The 17441-nt window shown below is 35.7% G+C and carries 20 protein-coding genes; 6 read left to right on the top strand and 14 right to left on the bottom strand.

Annotation, left to right across the window (positions count from 1 at the left end; translation table 11 throughout):
* Positions 1-165: 165 nt before the first annotated feature.
* The 4 genes from phnE (FH036_RS22570) to FH036_RS22555 all read right to left on the bottom strand — a co-directional run bounded on the left by phnE (FH036_RS22570) (position 166) and on the right by FH036_RS22555 (position 3555).
* Positions 166-969 (bottom strand): phosphonate ABC transporter, permease protein PhnE, encoded by an 804-nt coding sequence (phnE, locus tag FH036_RS22570; protein WP_044793449.1) that lies wholly within the window; start codon positions 967-969, stop codon positions 166-168.
* Positions 969-1763, bottom strand: a complete 795-nt coding sequence (gene phnE / locus FH036_RS22565; protein WP_138321303.1) for a phosphonate ABC transporter, permease protein PhnE — start codon at positions 1761-1763, stop codon at positions 969-971. Before phnE (FH036_RS22565) ends, phnE (FH036_RS22570) begins: the two co-directional genes overlap by 1 nt.
* A complete protein-coding gene (gene phnC, locus FH036_RS22560; protein ID WP_044793451.1) occupies positions 1760-2533 on the bottom strand; it encodes a phosphonate ABC transporter ATP-binding protein in 774 nt (257 codons plus the stop codon). The genes phnE (FH036_RS22565) and phnC overlap by 4 nt, the downstream gene beginning before the upstream one ends.
* Before the next feature lie 83 nt (positions 2534-2616).
* Positions 2617-3555 carry a phosphate/phosphite/phosphonate ABC transporter substrate-binding protein gene (locus FH036_RS22555; protein WP_000915049.1) on the bottom strand — a complete coding sequence of 313 codons (939 nt, stop codon included), beginning with the start codon at positions 3553-3555 and terminating at the stop codon, positions 2617-2619.
* A 185-nt stretch (positions 3556-3740) separates the two neighbouring features.
* Between FH036_RS22555 and FH036_RS22550 the strand changes: the two genes are divergently transcribed.
* On the top strand, positions 3741-5324 hold the full coding sequence (locus FH036_RS22550) for a bifunctional metallophosphatase/5'-nucleotidase (RefSeq protein WP_001075247.1): 1584 nt from the start codon (positions 3741-3743) through the stop codon (positions 5322-5324).
* Positions 5325-5353: 29 nt separating this feature from the next.
* Here the strand turns inward: FH036_RS22550 and FH036_RS22545 are convergent, their stop codons facing one another.
* Positions 5354-5593, bottom strand: a complete 240-nt coding sequence (locus FH036_RS22545) for a DUF896 domain-containing protein (RefSeq protein WP_000948565.1) — start codon at positions 5591-5593, stop codon at positions 5354-5356.
* Positions 5594-5638: 45 nt separating this feature from the next.
* Entirely contained in the window at positions 5639-6295 is a 657-nt protein-coding gene (locus FH036_RS22540; RefSeq protein WP_000991471.1) for a YneB family resolvase-like protein, read from the bottom strand.
* Positions 6296-6435: 140 nt separating this feature from the next.
* Here FH036_RS22540 and lexA point away from each other — a divergent pair, with 140 nt between their 5' ends.
* On the top strand, positions 6436-7056 hold the full coding sequence (lexA, locus tag FH036_RS22535) for a transcriptional repressor LexA (protein ID WP_000413738.1): 621 nt from the start codon (positions 6436-6438) through the stop codon (positions 7054-7056).
* An 86-nt stretch (positions 7057-7142) separates the two neighbouring features.
* On the opposite strand, the gene FH036_RS22530 is transcribed toward lexA, so the two are convergent.
* From FH036_RS22530 to hflX, 7 genes are all read right to left on the bottom strand, one after another.
* Entirely contained in the window at positions 7143-7949 is an 807-nt protein-coding gene (locus FH036_RS22530; RefSeq protein ID WP_041184133.1) for a DUF4097 family beta strand repeat-containing protein, read from the bottom strand.
* Positions 7950-8492, bottom strand: coding sequence for a DUF1700 domain-containing protein (locus FH036_RS22525; protein ID WP_070806710.1), 543 nt, complete (start codon positions 8490-8492; stop codon positions 7950-7952).
* Complete coding sequence (locus FH036_RS22520; RefSeq protein WP_001102620.1) at positions 8485-8808, bottom strand: PadR family transcriptional regulator; 324 nt, start codon at positions 8806-8808, stop codon at positions 8485-8487. The genes FH036_RS22525 and FH036_RS22520 overlap by 8 nt, the downstream gene beginning before the upstream one ends.
* A gap of 377 nt (positions 8809-9185) precedes the next feature.
* Positions 9186-10520, bottom strand: coding sequence for a type I glutamate--ammonia ligase (gene glnA / locus FH036_RS22515; protein ID WP_000135330.1), 1335 nt, complete (start codon positions 10518-10520; stop codon positions 9186-9188).
* A gap of 48 nt (positions 10521-10568) precedes the next feature.
* A complete protein-coding gene (gene glnR / locus FH036_RS22510; RefSeq protein WP_000656783.1) occupies positions 10569-10958 on the bottom strand; it encodes a transcriptional repressor GlnR in 390 nt (129 codons plus the stop codon).
* A 176-nt stretch (positions 10959-11134) separates the two neighbouring features.
* A complete protein-coding gene (locus FH036_RS22505; protein WP_000460296.1) occupies positions 11135-12406 on the bottom strand; it encodes a methionine gamma-lyase family protein in 1272 nt (423 codons plus the stop codon).
* On the bottom strand, positions 12399-13673 hold the full coding sequence (gene hflX, locus FH036_RS22500; protein ID WP_139896237.1) for a GTPase HflX: 1275 nt from the start codon (positions 13671-13673) through the stop codon (positions 12399-12401). The genes FH036_RS22505 and hflX overlap by 8 nt, the downstream gene beginning before the upstream one ends.
* 92 nt (positions 13674-13765) lie before the next feature.
* Between hflX and FH036_RS22495 the strand changes: the two genes are divergently transcribed.
* Together FH036_RS22495 and FH036_RS27240 are read left to right on the top strand one after the other, a co-directional pair.
* Positions 13766-14389, top strand: coding sequence for a trimeric intracellular cation channel family protein (locus FH036_RS22495; protein WP_000312265.1), 624 nt, complete (start codon positions 13766-13768; stop codon positions 14387-14389).
* Between the two features lie 99 nt (positions 14390-14488).
* On the top strand, positions 14489-14626 hold the full coding sequence (locus tag FH036_RS27240) for a hypothetical protein (protein WP_000181493.1): 138 nt from the start codon (positions 14489-14491) through the stop codon (positions 14624-14626).
* Positions 14627-14657: 31 nt separating this feature from the next.
* Here the strand turns inward: FH036_RS27240 and spoVK are convergent, their stop codons facing one another.
* Positions 14658-15614, bottom strand: a complete 957-nt coding sequence (spoVK, locus tag FH036_RS22490; protein ID WP_000438181.1) for a stage V sporulation protein K — start codon at positions 15612-15614, stop codon at positions 14658-14660.
* Positions 15615-15727: 113 nt separating this feature from the next.
* Between spoVK and FH036_RS22485 the strand changes: the two genes are divergently transcribed.
* Positions 15728-16693 carry a tyrosine-type recombinase/integrase gene (locus tag FH036_RS22485; protein WP_000450311.1) on the top strand — a complete coding sequence of 322 codons (966 nt, stop codon included), beginning with the start codon at positions 15728-15730 and terminating at the stop codon, positions 16691-16693.
* Between the two features lie 113 nt (positions 16694-16806).
* A partial coding sequence (locus FH036_RS22480; protein WP_139896236.1) for a collagen-like protein occupies positions 16807-17441 on the top strand: 635 nt, incomplete at its 3' end.

The following is a 17441-nucleotide window of genomic DNA, read 5'->3' as shown; positions in this document are numbered from 1 at the left end:
AATGTATGGGCATTCAATATGACATACTTTTTCATTATTTTTATTTTAAAAAGAAAGAGAATTATCTGTATATTTATACAGATATACAAAATTCTTCTATACTAACTTTTTCAATCCGCTTTAAAAATACAAAAAAGCATCTAAATTCGATGCTTTTCAAATCAGTTAAACAATCCGTTTCCGAATCGAACTTGAAATAAAATCAATGATAATGACCATTAAAATGATGCCCAATAAAATAATTCCCACGCGAGACCAATTGCGTGAACTCAGTGCAAAAATTAGAGGTGTGCCAATTCCACCTGCTCCAATAACACCTAAAATGGCAGCGGATCGCACATTAATTTCGAACCTGTATAACGTATACGATAGAAAATCTGGTAATACTTGCGGCAATACTGCATACCAAAGTATTTGAAAGCGATTCGCACCTGTTGCTATTAACGCTTCCGTCGGTCCTTTATCTATATTTTCAATTCCTTCTGAATATAATTTCCCTAACATTCCAATAGAGTGTAACCCTAAAGCTAGAACGCCGGCAAAAGAACCTGGTCCAACAGCTTTTATAAATAGAAGGGCCATAACTAATTCAGGAAATGTACGGACAAAACTAAGTACAAATTTCCCAGTTCCCGAAGTTAATTTTCCACTACTCATATTCGTCGCCGCCCAAAAAGCGAATGGAACAGATAAAAAGGCAGAAATAAATGTACCTAATATCGCAATTGCCAACGTATCAATTAAACCATGTAATAAATCTTCACCATCTGACAAAGATACATACGACCAATCTGGATTCAATACACCTGTCATAATTGCTTTTGTAATTTCTCCCGCCGTATCTTTGATTCCCTCTAGCGGTACTCCCGAAAAAGCCCATACATAAACAAATGTAAGTGCTATGAAAATAATCCAGCGATACATACTCGGTTTCTTCGGTTTTGGTACGATTAACGTCGTTTTACTCATTATAATTTCTCCCGCAACAATGTACTTACATAATCAATTAACAATACAACAACAAGGGTATAAATAATAATAGATGCAGTTTGTTCATATTGTAAAAATCCAAGTGTACGATCATAATATAATCCGATACCGCCAGCTCCTACTAAACCTAAAACAGCTGCTGCACGTACGTTTACCTCAAATGTATAAAGAACATAGGAGACAAAATGCGCTTTCACTTGCGGAATTACCCCATAAATAATCCATTGCACCTTATTTGCTCCTACTGCTGTCATCGCTTCTAATGGACCTGGATCAATCGATTCAATTGACTCATACAACAATTTAGCCACGAGCCCAATTGAGAAAAAAGTAAGAGCCAAAATACCTGGAAGTGGTCCTATTCCAAAAATAGCTACAAAAATCGCCGCTAATAATAAATCTGGTATCGTTCGGATAAAATTTAAAATCAATCGAGCTGGACTGTACAAAAATGCACTAGTAAACACATTATTTGCCGCAAATAGTGCCAGTGGAATAGCTAAAATCGCACCTAAAGTCGTCCCAATAATCGCCATACGTATTGTATCTAACATTGCTGTTGTAATAACTTGAAAATAACTCCAATCTGGTGGCACCATCTCTTTTAGCAAATCCATCATATTAGGAAAACCAACTACTAGTTTTGAAAATGATGCGTCGACCTGTATACTACTTCCCCACAACAGTAAAAAGACTAGAATTAACGTTAACATATGTTTTAACTTACTCGGCGGCTTCGGTATCGATTTCGAATATATCGTCACGTCATTCATTTAACTGCCACCTCTAACAATTCGCTTTTCTGCGCTACGTCACCATAAATTTCAGCAAATTTTTCATCCGTTGCCTCTTCTACTAGGCCATCAAAAACAATTTCGCCTGCATGTAATCCAATAATGCGTGTCGCATATTGTCTAGCTAAATCAATAGAATGTAAGTTTACAATTGTTGTAATTCCAAAATCTTCATTAATTTTTTTCAAATCATCTAATACTTGCTTTGTTGTTAGCGGATCTAACGACGCAACAGGTTCATCTGCCAATATGATTTTTGCTTCTTGCGCCAATGCTCTAGCAATTGATACACGTTGTTGTTGTCCTCCTGATAATTCATCAGCCCGCGCATATGCTTTTTCTAAAATATTTACTCTTTTTAACGATTGAAAGGCAAGCTCCAAATCTTCTTTCGGAAATAGGCCTAACGTTGTACGTAATGTCGAATGATACCCGACACGGCCAGCTAATACGTTCTTTAATACCGTTGATCGCTTTACAAGATTAAAACTTTGAAAAATCATACCAATATCCCGGCGCATGCGGCGTAATCCTTTTCCTTTTGCAGCAGTAATAGACTCACCTTCAATCATGATTTCACCTTCTGTAATCTCATGAAGACGATTTACCGATCTTAAAAGTGTAGACTTTCCAGCTCCGGACAGCCCTACCATTACAACAAACTCACCTTTTTGAATTTTCAAATTTATATCATTCAATCCTTTTGTACCATTTGGATACACTTTGGAAACATTTCGAAACTCTATCACACATCTTACCTACCTTCTATGAATTCAAAACGGCAAACTAACTGAAAACATACCTTTCCAGTTAGCTGCCATTTCCATATGTATTATTGCGTTTTTACTTTCTTCCCATATTCACGAACGATATCAAATTTACTATCATCAGATTTAACATATCCTTCATGTGAATATACTTCTTTAATGATTTTGTGACCTTCCTCATTCTTTCCAATTTCAATGAAAGCATCCTGTAATTTCTTGCTCCACTCTTCATCTAAATCAGAACGTACCGAAATCGTATCGTTTGGAATTTTCTCCGTAAATTTCACTATTTTCGTTTGATCGAATATATTCGGATAATCTTTTTTTACAATATTACGAGCATCTTGGAATACAACAGCTGCATCTACATCACCATTTAAAAGAGCAATAAGCGACTGATCGTGACCTTTTAATGTAACAGGTTTCACATCTTTTAACGGATCAACGCCCTCTTTTAATAGTACAGCCGCAGGCCACACATATCCCGCTGATGACGTTACATCTTGATAACCAATTTTTTTACCTTTTAAATCTTTTACACTATTAATATTTGAATCTTTCTTAACAACAAATTCAGATTTATAGAAGTCTACTAAATCTTTTGTAGGAGCTCCAGTTTCATCATCTACTCCAAAACGTTGTGCTTGTAAAATTACGTTTGCAGCTTTTTTCTCATGTGCTAGCACATACGCTGTTGGAGGTAAAAATCCTACATCTACTTGCTTAGATGCCATCGCTTCTACAATTGTATTGTAATTCGTCGAAATACTAACTTTTACTGGAATATTTAACTTATCACTTAATAGCTTCTCAAGTGGTTTTGCCTTCGCCTCTAACGTATCTGCATTTTGAGAAGGAACAAATTGAACATTTAAAGTCTTCGGTACATACCCTTTTTTCGTATCTGCATTTTTACTTGCGCTTGATTCCTTCGTTCCACAGCCACTTAACAAACCCGCTGCTAATACAACTGTTGTGCTCATTGCAAAAACTTTTTTCAACATGTTAATGCCTCCATTTTTCATTGTTATAAAATAACCTTTCATAAACATGAAGAAATATATCACACATTTTTACAAATAATTGATTATTTACAGAATCTTTACACATTCTATACACTCACATTAAAATTCTCTCCATATATTTGATATGCTTAATCGGTAGATAATAATAGAAAAGGTGAATGATATTGAATCAAAATCAAATTGTAACTTTAAACATCCTATTAACAAGTGATATACATGGTACTGTTTATCCAATTCACTACCAAGATAACTCTCCAGCAGAAATTGGTTTAGCTAAGATTTCTACTCTTATAAAAAAAGAACGGTCCCAAAATAAAAACGTTCTTTTAATTGATAACGGTGACTTCATACAAGGAACACCATTTACTTACCATTACGCTACATATGAAAAAGATAAGAAAAACCCAATGTCATTAATAGCAAACTATTTACGTTATGACGCTGCAGTGATTGGAAACCATGAATTTAATTATGGAATGGATGTATTAAACAATGCTATTTCTACTGCAAACTCCCCATATTTATCAGCAAATATTTTAGACAAAAGCAGTAAAAAACCTTATTTCGGGAAACCATATATAATAAAACATATTGAAGCAAATATAAAAATTGCTATTTTAGGGGTGACAACGCATTATATTCCAAATTGGGAACAACCCCATCACATTAAAGACTTGCAATTTGAAAATGCGTTAGAAACAACAAAAAATTGGGTTTCTTACATTCACGAACATGAGAAACCAGATTTACTAGTCGTAGCGTATCATGGGGGATTTGAACGCGATTTACAAACTGGAGAACCGACTGAAGTTTTAACAGGCGAAAACCAAGGGTATGCTATGTGTCATGAAATTGAGGGCATAGATATTTTATTAACAGGCCATCAGCACCGAAAAATTGCTCAAACAGTGGGTAATGATGTAACAATTTTACAGACTGGATGTAATGGACATTCAGTTGGAAAAGTAACTGTAACATTTGAAAAAATGAAACAAGAGTGGGTAAAAAAAGAGAGTTATTCAGAACTATTGACTGTGCAAGAAATCGAGGCAGATCCAGATGTTCTTTACTTGGTAACCGATTATGAAGAGAAAACACAAAAATGGCTTGATCAACCTATTGGAACCATCCACGGTGACATGCAAATTTCAGATGCTATGCAAACTCGTTTGCAAGACCATCCTTTTATTGAATTCATAAATAAAATACAGATGGATATAGCTAATGTTTCTATTTCTTGTACAAGCTTATTCCATAATACATCTCCAGGTTTCCCGACATATGTAACAATGCGTGACATCGTTTCTAATTATATTTATCCAAATACATTAAAAGTAATTAGAATAACTGGAGCTGATATAAAAGATGCTCTCGAACTCTCTGCTTCTTATTTCACATTAAAAGACGATGGAACCATCATCGTAAACCCTAGCTACATAGAACCAAAACCGCAACACTATAATTACGATATGTGGGAAGGAATTTCGTACGTATTAAACATTTCAAAACCAATTGGCGAAAGAGTAGAATCTTTACAACATAAAGGCACTCCCCTTAATATGAACGAAGAATATGACGTCGTCATGAATAATTATCGCGCAAGCGGCGGAGGGAACTTCTTTATGTTTCAAAATAAGCCCGTAATAAAAGACATACCAACAAATATGTCTGAACTTATTGCTAACTATATATTGAAACATAAAAAGATAGAAGCAACCGTTAATAACAACTGGAAAGTTATTAAATAAATAAAAAAGATGGGCTTTTCGCCCATCTTTTAGTTTAATTTTGCATTATCTTGCTTTTTTAAAGCTTTTAATTTCGCCGGTGTAACATCAGTACCTTGTTCGTTAACGACTTTAATTCCTTTTAGTTCGTTTAACATATTTTGACGAAATCCTTTTAAATATTGTTCACGTAGCGATTGACGCTCACGTTGTTCTTCTTCAGTTAAACCTTCAGCTTTTGCTTTTTTCGCTAAGAAGTTAATGCGTTCAACGAGTTCGTGACTAAGCATCTCGAATCCCCCTTCTACTCAAAACTGATTATTATCATACAATAGTTACTCTTCTTTATCAAGCAATTGCTTTGTATACTCTACATATCTACGATGTACCGTCGCTTTTGAAACATTATGACCAAAGCCACGTAGTGTTGCTGCAATTTCTTCGAAAGTAAGTTCACTCTTGCGCAAACGTACAATTTCCTCAATTGGCACTTCTTTCTTCTCTCGTCCTACACTTAAATGACGATTCTTTAAATTATTTTCTGGACGATAGCCTTTTTCTACTGCTCGTTGCATACCACGTTTAATTTTTAAATTATGAATCTTTCTTTGATACTCTTCAACAATACCAATAATATCTAATACCATTGAATCAGAATCCGACAATTGCAATTCACCATTATGTGTATGTGTATATACTTTTATTCCTTCTTTATGTAAACAGTGCATTAACGCAATCTTTGCATTACCCCTACCAAGGCGCGTTTCATCTTGTATAAGTAGCACATCAATTTGTTCATCTCGAATTGTATCTAGCACTTCTAATATGCCGTCACGTTCAATTGTATAGCCACTAGCCTGTTCCTCAATCACCTTAGTAACATTCATTTGATAGCGCTCCGCTAAATGCAATAATTCATCTTTTTGACGTAATAATGATGTTTCTTGTGCTTCTTTTGTTGTACTCACACGCGCATAAATAATTGCATTCATTATGAACCCCTCTTTCTCACTATAATTTCCCTTTAGTGTAACATAAATTCGTCTTTTGTTCGAACTTATGTTTGTAGAATGTTTTTTCACATGTTATACTTATTAATAAGAAAATGAAAGAAAACGAGGTGTTAGAAAACATGGAAAAGTTAACGAAACGCCAGCAAGACATTCTCGACTTTATTAAGCTAAAAGTACAAGAAAAAGGATATCCACCTTCCGTACGTGAAATTGGTCAAGCAGTCGGCCTCGCTTCTAGTTCTACAGTGCACGGACATTTATCAAGATTAGAAGAAAAAGGATACATTCGACGCGATCCAACAAAACCACGTGCAATTGAAATTTTAGGTGAAGACCGAATGGATACAGAAACACAATCTGTTATTCAAGTTCCAATTGTCGGGAAAGTTACTGCTGGATTACCAATTACAGCAGTCGAAAGCGTTGAGGAACACTTCCCTCTTCCAGCTAGCATTGTCGCAGGAGCAGATCAAGTGTTTATGTTACGTATTTCTGGAGATAGTATGATTGAAGCTGGTATTTTCGATGGAGATTTAGTTGTTGTTCGCCAACAACAGTCTGCATATAATGGTGAAATTGTAGTCGCTTTAACAGAAGATAATGAAGCAACTGTTAAACGTTTCTATAAAGAAAAAGACCATTTCCGTCTACAACCGGAAAACTCTTCATTAGAACCTATCATTTTAAAGCAAGTGTCAGTTATCGGTAAAGTAATTGGCGTATATCGTGATTTACATTAAGAATATAAAAGAAGATAATTACCTTATTTATATACGGTAATTATCTTCTTTTTTGTATTTTGATAGATTTTCACACATTCTATTTCTTATGAACGCGTTTCAATCGTCACATCGCCCGCAGCTGTTTTACCGCTAATCTTTTTACTCCCATTACCAATCGTTACGTCTTTATTTTCTTCATTAAAAATTGTTACATCCCCGGCAGCACTTTGCCCAGTAATTACCGCATCTTTTGGTTTTTCCGATAAAGTAATATTTATATCTCCCGCAGTTGAACTTGCTTCTAGATTGTACTTAGAATCATGATCTAGAATATTTATTTCCCCACTGGTCGTTTTTGCAGTCACTTTCCCTATTACTTTTTTAAAGTTTACTTCACCAGCTTTTGTAGATCCCTCCACATTCTTAGCCGTTACATGTTTCAAATCCACTTCTCCAGTAAGTGTTCTAGCACTTACACGGTCACTTTTCACATCACTTATTTCAATTTGTCCAGCAGATGAATTTACTTTTACATCTTGGTAAGAGCGTTCAGGCACAAGGAGAGTCAATGTAGACGTTTGAAACCTAAAATCGTAAAAAGAAAAATCAAATGAAGCATCTTTTTCTCTTTCCCCAATGATTTTTAATGTGTCACCATCTTCAGTAATACGAATCTCTTGTTTACGCGCATCTCCTGATTGCTTTACATAAAAAGAAGCGTCAGGAGATTTTTGGACAACAATATCCCCGACATCTAACTTAACTTCTATATTTTTTAGTGTTTCATTTTTAATTTTATCTTCTTTGTTTCCTTCTTCTGCAGCTTGCACTGCTTTTTCATATGTTTGTGAAATCCCAATTACTCCAATAATGATACAAGCGATTGCTGCTAACAATATTTTTTTCATCATCTACTCCCCTTTTATCATTTTGAAGTTCCATATTACATAACGTACGCAAAGCTTTTTAAACCACTTCGTACTATAATAAGCGATTATACATAACAACAAACCTACTCCAACAAAAGTTATACCAACGAATAAATCTAACCATATAAAGGTACCCATAAATACTTTTCCAATTACGAAAAATGGTGTCACTACACTAGCAATCCCACCGACCCAAAAAGAAAATATAAAAGCAATAATTGCAAATAACGGGCCTAACACAATAATGAAATTAAACAAACTAAGTCCAATCGCCGCCATGACAGCTCTTGTCACATTTGAAGTTGATGGATCTTTTTTCATTTCATCGAAACGATACATCGCAAGCAATTCTTTTGCAATTACTTTCGGAGAACCAAGCCCCTTTATTATTTCCGATTCAGTTTTTCCCTCTTCTATCCCAAACTGAAAATGCTCTTCATAATCAAATAAAATATCTTTTCTCTCTTCGTCCGGTAACTTTCTAAGGTGACTTGATAATTCCTTAAGAAACTGTTCTTTACTCATCCCATTCCACCCCTTCAATAATTTCTTGTACACCTTTCGCAAAATCACGCCACTCTGTTACTAACAAATTCAGTTGCGTTTCCCCTTGCTCAGTTAGTTGATAATATTTGCGAGGTGGTCCTTCCGTAGATTCTTTTAAATACGTTTGAAAATATCCTTCTTTCGTTAAACGACGTAATAAAGGGTATACTGACCCTTCCGATATTAAAAATTTATTTGAGATTTGCTGAACAAGTTCATAGCCGTAACAATCCTTACGTTTCACAAGTGCCAGTACACACAGTTCTAACACACCTTTTTTAAACTGAACGTTCAAGTGTAATCCCCCTTTCTCATTTCAGTACTGTTCAATACACGTTACCCGACATATCCATAATATACCACTTAGTATTGTTTATTGCAAGGTACTGTATTTTTAAACACTCGAACTTTAGTATGAAACATATCCAATACCGAACACAACATATCATTCAATTTTTTATATCCATAGATATTACGCATGTTACTTTTACTTATCCACCCTTTTGGAACACAAAACAATTCGAATTTCACCACGTTACATTAAAGATATGGAATAGAAATTTAAATACCGTCATAATTTTTTCAGACATCTATTCAATTCATTTCAACTAACACCTATATTACCAACAAATAAAAAAGCCCTGATACCGTAGTATCAGGGCTCCTCACCTCTTAGTAAAGAGACATATATTGATCGCGTTCCCATTGGTGAACTTGTGTACGGAAGATATCCCACTCAATTTCTTTCGCTTCGATGAAGTGCTCAAGTAAGTGATCTCCTAATGCGTTACTAATTACTTCGTTAGATTGTAATGTAACTAAAGCTTGCGCTAATGTTGCTGGTAAGTCAACGATACCTGCTTCTTCGCGCTCTTCTTTTGTCATTACGTAGATGTTACGATCTACTGCAGCTGGTGGAGTTAATTTGTTTTTAATTCCATCAAGACCTGCTGCTAATAATGTAGCCATTACTAAATATGGGTTTGCAGCTGGGTCAACACTACGTACTTCTACGCGTGTACTAATACCACGAGATGCAGGGATACGTACTAATGGACTACGGTTTTGTGCAGACCACGCTACGTAACAAGGAGCTTCGTATCCAGGTACTAAACGCTTGTAAGAGTTTACAGTTGGGTTTGCTACCGCTGTAAATGCTGGTGCATGTTTTAAAATACCTGCGATGAAGTGACGAGCGTCATCACTTAATTGTAAGTCACCGTTTTGATCATAGAATACGTTCTCACCATTTTTGAATAGTGATAAGTTACAGTGCATACCTGAACCGTTCACACCGTATAATGGTTTTGGCATAAATGTTGCGTGTAAACCGTGTTTACGAGCAATTGTTTTTACAACAAGTTTAAATGTTTGAATGTCATCACATGAACGAATTGCATTTGCATATTTGAAGTCAATTTCGTGCTGCCCTGGAGCAACCTCATGGTGAGACGCTTCAATTTCAAAGCCCATTTCTTCAAGTTCAAGAACGATATCACGACGACAGTTTTCCCCTAGATCCATCGGCGCAAGGTCGAAGTATCCACCGTTATCGTTTAATTCTAATGTTGGATTTCCTTTTTCATCTACTTTGAATAGGAAGAATTCTGGCTCTGGTCCAAGATTGAAATCTGAGAATCCTAAAGCTTCCATTTCTTTTAATACACGTTTTAAGTTGTTACGTGGATCTCCTTCAAATGGAGTACCATCTGCATTGTAAATATCACAGATTAATCGAGCTACTTTACCTTTTTCAGCTGTCCAAGGGAAAATCACCCAAGTATCTAAGTCTGGATATAAGTACATATCAGATTCTTCAATACGTACGAAACCTTCAATAGAAGATCCATCAAACATCATTTTGTTATCAAGAGCTTTTGTTAATTGGCTCACTGGAATTTCTACGTTTTTAATTACTCCTAAAAGGTCCGTAAATTGTAAACGGATATACTTTACATTCTCTTCTTTCGCCAAACGGAAAATATCTTCTTTTGTGTACCTAGCCATTATAAATTCCTCCTTAGTCCCTCTAAACACCTTCAGAATCAGTTCTCTTTAGTGAAAAAACCTTGAAATATCACCTTGTCGCAATGAAGTTCGATTAAATCTACCTGTATGTTGTAGTTCGTCTCGAAGTATTTTGCGAAGCTCAGTTTTTGAAATTTCTTTCGTTTCTTCTTTTACTTTCACTGCTTCTGTTTGATTTTCTTTCATTAGTAACACTTGTTTAATACCAGCCATATTCAAGCCTTGATCTAATAAATCTTTAATCTCTAACAACTTATCTACATCGTTAAATGAAAATAATCTACGATTCCCCTTTGTACGGGTTGGAGAAACAAGATTATGCTCTTCATAGTAGCGAATTTGACGTGCAGATAATTGTGTTAAATCCATAACAATACCAATAGGAAACAGCGGGGCAGAACGTCTATCTTCTTTCATTGTTTCAGTTCCTCCTTCGCCTTAACTGCTTCTCATTTTATACCATGTTATGTTTAGTGTCAATAGATGTTAGCTTTTCTTACATGATTTTTTTAAAAATTTTTTCATTCTTTTTTCTAATGCAATAAATCATTACTTTCACACGAAAAAAAGCTGTCGAAATCGACAGCTTCCCTTTAAGAAATTGTTAATAATTCTTTTTCAATTAATGCATCAATTGCAGAACAGATCGCAATCTTCACATGCGAATAAGTTAGCCCACCTTGTACGTAAGCAACATAAGGCGGACGAATTGGACCATCAGCTGACAATTCAATACTTGCACCTTGAATAAAAGTTCCCGCAGCCATAATTACATCATCTTCATACCCCGGCATATAGTTAGCATATGGAGTGAAGTGAGAATTAATCGGGGATGCATATTGAATTGCTTGGCAGAATGCAATCATGCGATCTTTGTCATCAAATTGAACAGATTGAATTAAATCCGTTCTTGGTGCATTCCACGCTGGTGATGTATTCATTCCTAACTTTTCTAAAAATGCAGCTGTAAAAATCGCACCTTTTAGCGCTTGTCCTGCTACATGCGGCGCTAAGAAGAAACCTTGATACATTTCTTGCAGACTGTATAAAGATGCCCCTGCTTCCGCACCGATTCCTGGAGATGTTAAACGATATGCACACGCTTCAACATACTGTTCTTTACCAACAATGTAACCACCAGTTTTAACAATTCCCCCACCCGGGTTTTTAATAAGCGAACCTGCCATTAAATCTGCACCAACATGACATGGCTCTTGCTCTTCAATAAACTCACCATAACAGTTATCTACAAACACAACAACATCAGGTTTAATTTCTTTAACAAACGCTATCATTTCTTTAATTTGAGAAATAGTAAACGACGGACGAGTAGCATAACCTTTCGAGCGCTGAATACCGATCATTTTCGTATTACTATGAATGGCAGCCGCAACAGCTCCAAAATCAACAAGCCCCTCTTCAGTAAGCGGAACTGCATTATAACCAATATTATATTCTTTGAATGACCCTACACCTTTTCCACGCACACCAACAATTTCCTCTAACGTATCATACGGCTTACCCGTGATGTACAATAACTCATCTCCCGGACGTAAAATACCGAATAGCGCTGTTGAAATTGCGTGAGTACCTGAAATAATTTGCGGACGAACAAGACCAGCTTCCGCTCCAAATACATCTGCATACACTTTTTCTAACGTATCACGGCCAATATCATCATAACCGTAACCTGTCGTCGGAATAAAATGTGAATCGCTAATTTTGTGTTTACGAAAACTTTCTAATACACGAAACTGATTACTTTCAATTACTTCATCCGCACGTTTATGTACTTCTGTAATTTGGCTCTCTACTTCTTTTACGATCGGAGCAATTTTTTCTCCATTTTTCAAACGATCAAACATTTTTATTTTCTCCTTCTTCCACTAAAAATCTCTTTAATTGTACATTAAGCGATGAATGAGCAAAAATATACCCCGCGCAACCATATACAAATTTCTCTTCCAAAAACTCCATTTTCGTTAATAGTGTCTCTGTCTTTAATAGAGTTAATAACTTACCTTCACTCGGGGGTATTTCCACTTGATAACGATTCATTTCTTCCTTCATTTTCGTTTCTATCGCTTCTTTTATATGTAATAGATCCTTTTCTTCAAAAGCACTAGTCATTAAAAAATCACTTTTCGGAAACGGAATAAAGTTTTGATGTAATTCATCTTTTTTATTATATAGCGTAATGATAGGAATATGATTAATTTCGAGTTCTGACAATAATTGTTTTACTGTTTTCTCATGCCCTATATAATTAGGGTCTGCAGAATCCACAACATGTAAAATAACATCCGCTTCACCAGCTTCTTCTAATGTCGAGCGGAATGCAGCAATTAATGATGTAGGTAAATCTTGTATAAAACCAACCGTATCAGTTAGTAATACTGTATAACCAGAAGGTAACGGCATCTTCCTTGTTGTCGGGTCTAGCGTTGCAAACAACAAGTTCTCTTCAAATGTATCAGCTTCCGTTAATCTATTAAACAACGTAGATTTCCCCGCATTTGTATATCCTATTAACGAAACTTGAAATACTTTATTATCTTTTCTTCTCTCACGATATCTTTTTCGATGTTCCACAACAACTGCAAGTTGTTTCTTTATTTCATCAACGCGCGCTCGAATATGACGACGATCCGTCTCAAGTTTCGTTTCACCTGGCCCTCTCGTTCCAATACCACCACCAAGACGTGATAAAGACAATCCTTGCCCCATAAGACGCGGCATTGTATATTGCAACTGAGCTAATTCTACCTGAAGCTTCCCTTCTCTCGACTTCGCACGTTGCGCAAAAATATCTAATATAAGTTGCGTTCGATCAATTACCCTCGCATCTAATACTGAGGATAAATTCCGAATTTGACTCGGTGTTAATTCGTTATTAAATACGATAACATCCGGTTCTAATTCTTCAGTTAACATTGTAAGCTCTTCTAATTTACCTTTACCTATATAAGTCGCTGGATGAAACTTCGGTCGTTTTTGCGTTGTAGACACTAACAATTCTGCTCGTGCAGTTTTCGCTAATGATGCAAGTTCTTTCATGGAATGCATAAATTTTTCATCATCATCTTGCGGCAATTGACAGCCCACTAATATGACTTTCTCTTTTTCTTCCATCAAATATGTTCACTCATCCTTTTCGAAATTTAAACCTTCTAATATAATAGCAGAGGAAGCACATTTCATCTAGTTAGCGGGGGAGAAAATTCATGGCATGGGAGATTTTTAGCATCATAGGCACAATTGCTTTCGCATTAAGCGGGGCTATTGTTGCAATGGAAGAGGATTATGATATTTTCGGGGTGTATATTTTAGGAATGGCAACCGCATTTGGGGGAGGTGCCCTTCGTAATTTATTAATCGGTTATCCGATTGTCGCGTTTTGGCAACAAGACATGTTATTCCAAATCGCACTTTTATCAATGACGATTATTTTTCTTTTTCCAAATAAATTAATTAGACACTGGAAAAAGTGGGAAAACATCACTGATGCTATCGGCTTATCAGCATTTGCCGTACAAGGGGCATTATACGCTCAAAAATTAAATTTACCAATTAGCGCTACAATCGTAGCAGCTGTTTTAACTGGCATTGGAGGCGGTATTATCCGCGATCTTTTAGCCCGTAGAAAACCTCTCGTTCTTCGAGCTGATGTATATGCTTTTTGGACAATTCTGGCAGGTTTCTTAATCGGCGCTCAAATTATTGTTAGCGATTGGGCTCTATACACCTTATTCATTTTAATTGTTTGCTTCCGCATGGTTTCTATTCATTACAAATGGCATTTACCGCATAGACGCATCGACACAAACGAACGTTCAATGCATAAATAGCAATCCAACCTCTTTACAAATCGTAAAGGGGTTTTTCTTTTCTAATGAGTTTTTCTTTACAGAATGTTTATACTAATCCTCAAAGCGAGGTGAATACAAATGACAAACCATGTGAATAAAGGGGCTCAAAAAAGCTCAGTAGGTCAAATTGAACACGACCCTAATTCCGCACACGAAAAAAGTGCTAAAATGGAACGATTCCATAAATCTTATCAAGAAAAAGCAAAAAAACAATAGAAGCACTTATACAGAAAAACAGACGCACAGCTTACGTACTGTGCGTCTCCTCTTCAAGCATCAAATCACTGCTTGATATTCCAATCAAATCATATTTATCATATGCATCCTCTTGTAACAACCGCATAGCTTGTGTACGAATCGATTTTTCAACAATATTCCGGACATATCGTCCATTACTAAAGGATGTAATTTGCGATGAGTACTTTACAGCATGTAAATGATCTCTAAATTTCCATTCAGCCTCTTTCGATAACTGATATTCACGCTCTTCATACATCCTCTTCCCTATTTCTAACAACTGATTTACTGAGTAGTCCGCAAACTCAATTATAAATGGAAAACGAGATTGCAGTCCTGGATTCAATGAAAGAAAGTGATTCATCTCTCTTGAATATCCAGCTAAAATCAATACAAAACCGTGTTGTTTATCTTCCATATGTTTTACGAGCGTATCAATTGCTTCTTTTCCAAAATCTTTTTCTCCCCCTCGTGCTAATGAATACGCCTCATCAATAAACAAAATTCCTCCCATTGCTTTTTTTATTAAATCTCTTGTTTTTTGAGCTGTATGACCGATGTACTCTCCTACAAGATCCGCACGTTCAGCTTCAACTAAGTGCCCTTTTGATAGAATATTCATCTCAAATAATAATTTCCCTATCATTCTAGCAACAGTTGTCTTCCCTGTACCTGGATTCCCTTTAAATAACATATGAAGTACTTGTTTCTCAGACTTCAATCCTATTTCTTGTCTTTTTTTATTCACATAAATCCAAGCATATATTTCTTTTATTATCTTTTTTATATCATCCATCCCAACGAGTTTTCCCATCTCTTCTTCAATTCTTTGCAGCATCTCATGTTTCGTAGTAGTTTCATTTGAAATTACTGTTTTATTTTCTGCAGCCGGTAAAGAAATTTTCTTTCGATGATTTAACACAATGTTAATTTGATTATTATTTTTCTTTCGCATCGATTGTTCCATACAATCACCTCATTTTATCCACTCACCAAATATTATTATTCTTGTCTCCTTTGCAAATGACTATTTTCAGAAAAGTTTGCTATAATAAAAGAAATAATGAAGGTGGTGGGACTATGGAGACAACGGAATTCCATGATACAATACAAGCCTTTTCTATTTTTTTATTGAATAAAGGCCGAAAACCTTCAACCATTAAACGTTATGTTTATGACATTGAAGATTTCGGACATTGGTTAGAAAAAAACAAAAAGCTCCCTTCCAGTAATATATGGGCTACACTTTGTACAAAAGACTACGAAGATTACTTTTCCGACTTAAAAAAGAATCGACATTACTCAGAGAAAACGATGCACCGTGTATTCATTGTATTAAATCGAATGCATCACTTTCTAAATATTCCTAACCCATTAAAGAACATGGAAATTTCTATTCAACCAGACCGCACACTCCGCAATGAAGATTTCATTTCATCTGATGAAGAAAAAAGATTAAAACATATAGTCACTTCATTAGAAGGACTTTCAGAAAAACAACGTCCTGTACGCCCTTTATTGATGGATCGTAATATCGCTATTTTAAATTTATTAATTGACTATGGATTATCCTTACAGGAACTTACAGCATTAACTATGCATCACGTCCACTTTGAAACTAACACGTTATCTATACCTGCAACCGCAGGAGTAGAAAGAACAATTACTTTAACTAACGAAGACAAAAAACAACTATATACTTATTACAAAAGCATCCCTGAACCCGTTCGTCCAAAATATCATAGTAATGACCCATTATTTGTCGCATTCGATTTTAATCGTGGAACATACAGATGGGTATACGAAAATGATGCACCGAAGGGATTAACAGAAATCGCTATCCAAAAAATGATTCGCCTTGAAGTATCCAGAGCTAATTTACGCAAAGGAATCTCAGGACAACACTTTCGTAACACCTATATTTTAAACTTAATAAAAAAAGAAACTCCGGAGTCAGAAATTATAAAGCTAGCTGGGTTCAAATCAAAGATTTCACTAAAACGATATTATCAATATGCAGAAAATAGAAAAAACGCCTTATCATAAGGCGTTTTTTCTATTTTTTCTTCAAACAAACGATTTTACTATGACCATTTAACTAATTTTTGCATCTACTATGATGAGTTTCGTTCATATCCTCATTAGAAAGGAGAGATTTAATGTCTCATTATAACGACAGTCAGAACAAATTCTCCAAACCATGCTTTCCAAGTAGCGCTGGACGAATTCCAAATACTCCATCAATCCCAGTTACTAAGGCACAACTTAGAACATTCCGCGCAATCATTATCGATTTAACAAAAATAATCCCAAAACTTTTCGCAAATCCATCTCCCCAAAATATTGAAGATCTAATTGATACATTGAACCTACTAAGTAAATTTATTTGTTCACTAGATGCTACTTCCTCCCTGAAAGCACAAGGGTTAGCTATTATTAAAAACTTAATAACTATATTAAAAAATCCAACTTTCGTAGCAAGCGCTGTATTTATCGAGCTTCAAAATCTAATTAATTATTTACTATCCATTACAAAACTATTCCGAATTGACCCTTGCACACTTCAAGAGCTTCTTAAATTAATCGCAGCATTACAAACCGCTCTAGTTAATTCTGCCTCATTCATTCAAGGGCCTACTGGACCTACTGGGCCAGCAGGGGCTACCGGTGCTACTGGACCTCAAGGTGCTCAAGGTAACACAGGTGCTACCGGTGCCACTGGACCTCAAGGTGCTCAAGGTAACACAGGTGCTACCGGTGCCACTGGACCTCAAGGTGCTCAAGGTAACACAGG

The organism is Bacillus sp. CD3-5, assembly GCF_006349665.1.
GTDB lineage: Bacteria > Bacillota > Bacilli > Bacillales > Bacillaceae_G > Bacillus_A > Bacillus_A paranthracis.
Note: the sequence above shows the minus strand (reverse complement) of the source record. Positions and strands in the feature narration are given on the sequence as shown.